Origin of the sequence: Methylocystis sp. (assembly GCF_021731785.1) — a bacterium.
Classification (GTDB): Bacteria; Pseudomonadota; Alphaproteobacteria; order Rhizobiales; family Beijerinckiaceae; genus Methylocystis.
Genome location: NZ_JAKFWS010000069.1, coordinates 1 through 3,254, shown reverse-complemented (window position 1 = coordinate 3,254; position 3,254 = coordinate 1). Strand labels below are relative to the sequence as shown.

3 protein-coding genes and 1 pseudogene are annotated in these 3,254 nt (G+C 59.9%); 3 read left to right on the top strand and 1 reads right to left on the bottom strand.

The annotated features are described in order from the left end of the window. The first annotated feature begins 51 nt into the window (after positions 1–51). From QZ964_RS12725 to istB, 3 genes are all read left to right on the top strand, one after another. Positions 52–615, top strand: coding sequence for a hypothetical protein (locus QZ964_RS12725; protein ID WP_292532031.1), 564 nt, complete (start codon positions 52–54; stop codon positions 613–615). Between the two features lie 89 nt (positions 616–704). After that, the gene (gene istA / locus QZ964_RS12720; protein ID WP_292532030.1) at positions 705–2,243 is read left to right on the top strand and encodes an IS21 family transposase; all 1,539 of its coding nucleotides are present in this window, start codon (positions 705–707) and stop codon (positions 2,241–2,243) included. After that, on the top strand, positions 2,233–3,024 hold the full coding sequence (istB, locus tag QZ964_RS12715; RefSeq protein WP_196399268.1) for an IS21-like element helper ATPase IstB: 792 nt from the start codon (positions 2,233–2,235) through the stop codon (positions 3,022–3,024). Before istA ends, istB begins: the two co-directional genes overlap by 11 nt. A 49-nt stretch (positions 3,025–3,073) precedes the next feature. Here istB and QZ964_RS12710 read toward each other — a convergent pair. Further along, positions 3,074–3,254, bottom strand: a pseudogene (locus tag QZ964_RS12710) (septum site-determining protein MinD); the annotation flags it as partial.

Below are 3,254 nucleotides of genomic sequence, written 5' to 3'. Positions count from 1 at the left end.
GTCTAAGCTGAACGGCGCCGAGATTACCGCTCGCTAAAAGGGGTATATGCAATGGTGGCAGATCGCAGCCTCTCCTTCGCACATGACGCCGCAGGTCTCGATGCGAACGCCCTCCGCGACATCGCTCTTGAGGCCGGCGCCGATGACGTCGGCCTTGTCTCACTCGACGATCCGGCGCTTGACGATCAGCGGGGCGACATCCTCGCGGCCTTTCCCTTCGCGCGCACGCTCATCTCCTTCGTCCTCCGCATGCACCGCGAGAACATCCGCAATCCCGCGCGATCAGTCGCCAATCTCGAATTCCACCATGCAGCCGATGATTGCGACGAAGTCGCGCGCGCGATTGCCCACTCCCTCGAAGCGCGCGGCGTGCGCGCCGCCTATCCGTCGATGGGCTTTCCGATGGAAGCGTCACGATGGCCGGACAAGATGTGGATCATCTCGCACAAGCCCGTCGCCGTCGCCGCAGGTCTCGGGCGCATAGGACTCCATCGCAATGTGATCCATCCGAAGTTCGGCAATTTCATTCTGCTCGGCACGGTCGCCGTCGACCTCGATCTTGAGGCGCGCGCCGCGCCGCTCGACGTCAACCTGTTGATTTCTTCCAGGATTTGACCCGGGGATCGAGAATTTTCCGCTGAGAACTGACCCATGTTTTGAACCCGCCCTGGCTGTTTTCAGCGGGGGTCGACGGAGTGATAGACATGGCGTTGTTGAGCGTTATCCGCCGCTGGGCATTGCGGGACCAGCTTTCGATCCGAGAGATTTCGCGACGAACCGGCTTGTCGCGGAACACGATCCGCAAATATCTGCGCGCCGGCACTGTCGAACCGAAGTTCAAGGTTCCTGACCGACCGAGCAAGCTGGATGCTTTCGCCGTCAAATTGGCGGGGTGGCTGAAGACGGAATCGAGCAAGCCGCGCAAGCAGAAGCGCACGATCAAGCAATTGCATGCTGATCTGATTGCTCTCGGATTCGACGGCTCCTATGGCCGTGTGGCTGCCTTTGTCCGCGACTGGAAGGTGGATCGACAAAGAGAACAGCAGACGATTGGTCGAGGCGTCTTCGTGCCGTTGGCCTTCCAGCCGGGCGAAGCGTTCCAGTTCGACTGGAGCGAGGATTGGGCGATCGTCGGCGGCGAGCGGATCAAACTGCAAGTCGCTCATGTGAAGTTGTCGTACAGCCGGGCCTTTATTGTCCGCGCCTATCTTCTCCAAACCCACGAAATGCTGTTTGACGCCCATTATCAGGCGTTTCGGGTATTTGGCGGCGTTCCGCGGCGCGGCATTTACGACAACATGCGCACCGCGGTCGATCGAGTTGGTCGCGGCAAGGAGCGCCAGGTTAACGCCCGCTTCTCGGCCATGGCCAGCCACTATCTTTTCGACGCGGAGTTCTGCAATCCGGCCTCTGGCTGGGAAAAGGGCCAGGTCGAGAAGAACGTCCAGGACACCCGCCATCGGCTATGGCAACCGATGCCGCGCTTTTCGACGCTGGACGCCTTGAATGACTGGCTGGAGCAGCGTTGCAAGGAGCTATGGCGCGAGATGCCTCATGGTAGCCAACCAGGAACGATTGCGGACGCATGGGAATGCGAAGCGGCAAGCCTGATGCCGCTCTCTCGGCCCTTCGACGGCTTTGTCGAATATAGCAAGCGCGTATCGCCAACCTGCCTCGTTCATCTGGAGCGCAATCGCTACAGCGTGCCGGCGTCCTTCGCCAATCGACCAGTCAGCCTGCGCGTCTACCCGGAGCGCATTGTTGTCGTCGCGGAAGGGCAAGTGCTTTGCGAGCATAAGCGGCTGATCGATCGCTCGCATGATCGCCAGGGGCGGACGGTCTATGATTGGCGCCATTATCTGGCGGTGATCCAGCGCAAGCCCGGCGCCTTGCGCAATGGCGCTCCCTTCGCCGATCTGCCGGAAGCCTTCAAACTGCTACAGCAGCATCTCCTCAAACATCCTGGCGGCGACCGGGAAATGGTGGAGATTCTGGCTTTGGTTCTCCATCACGACGAAGAGGCCGTGCTATGCGCCGTCGAGTTGGCTTTGAACGCTGGCGCTCCGACAAAGACACATATCCTGAACCTGCTGCTCCGGCTGATCGACGGCAAATCGCCGGTCACATCGACAGTGGAAGCGCCGCAGGCCCTGACCTTGAGCCAGGAACCGCGCGCCCACGTCGAACGCTATGACGCGCTACGCGGCGAAGGAACAACGCGGGAGGCCCGCCATGCGTCATGATCCTGCAAGCGCGGCGGTCGTCATCATGCTGCGCGGCCTGAAAATGTACGGAATGGCGCAGGCCGTGGGCGATCTCATGGAGCAAGGATCGCCGGCCTTTGAAGCGGCTGTCCCCATCATCTCCCAACTGCTCAAAGCCGAAACCGCCGAACGAGAGGTCAGATCGGTCGCCTACCAGATCAAGGCGGCGCGCTTCCCTGCCTACAAGGATCTGACCGGATTCGATTTTACCTCCAGTGAGGTCAACGAAGCTCTGATGCGCCAACTCCATCGCTGCGAGTTCATCAACAATGCCGACAATGTCGTCCTCGTCGGAGGGCCTGGAACGGGAAAGACGCACCTGGCAACAGCTCTCGGCGTTCAGGCCGTCGAACATCATCGCAAAAAGGTTCGCTTCTTCTCCACCGTCGAACTGGTCAATGCGCTCGAGAAGGAAAAAGCGCAGGGCAAAGCAGGTCAGATTGCCGAACGGCTGGTTCGCAACGATCTCGTAATCCTGGATGAACTTGGCTATCTGCCCTTCAGTCCGTCTGGCGGCGCCTTGCTCTTCCATCTGCTTAGCAAGCTTTACGAGCGCGCCAGCGTGGTCATCACCACGAACCTGAGCTTCAGCGAATGGGCCGGCGTGTTTGGCGATGCGAAAATGACGACGGCGTTGCTCGATCGCCTGACGCACCATTGCCACATCGTTGAAACTGGCAATGACAGCTTCCGCTTCAAGGCGAGCGCCGCCGCAACAAAAGGACGAAAGGAGAAAGCTAAAAACTTGACCCCGGCATAAAGACCAAACCATAAATCCACGTGGGTCAGTCCTCAGTGAAAAACCCGGGTCAAATCCTGGCGGAAATCAACACCTTCTTATCCGTCGGGATATTGAGGGCCACGTTAACGCCGCACAGCCGTTGGGCGGCTTCGGCATAAGCGCGGGCGGGAGCGCTCGCGGGATCGTGGAGCGTGACGGGCGAACCAAGGTTCGACGCGTGCAATACCTCTTCGCTCTCCGGCACGATC

Coding starts and splice junctions, on each gene's coding strand:
- QZ964_RS12725 (WP_292532031.1), top strand. CDS start 52: ATGGTGGCAGATCGCAGCCTCTCCTTCGCACATGACGCCGCAGGTCTC.
- istA (WP_292532030.1), top strand. CDS start 705: ATGGCGTTGTTGAGCGTTATCCGCCGCTGGGCATTGCGGGACCAGCTT.
- istB (WP_196399268.1), top strand. CDS start 2,233: ATGCGTCATGATCCTGCAAGCGCGGCGGTCGTCATCATGCTGCGCGGC.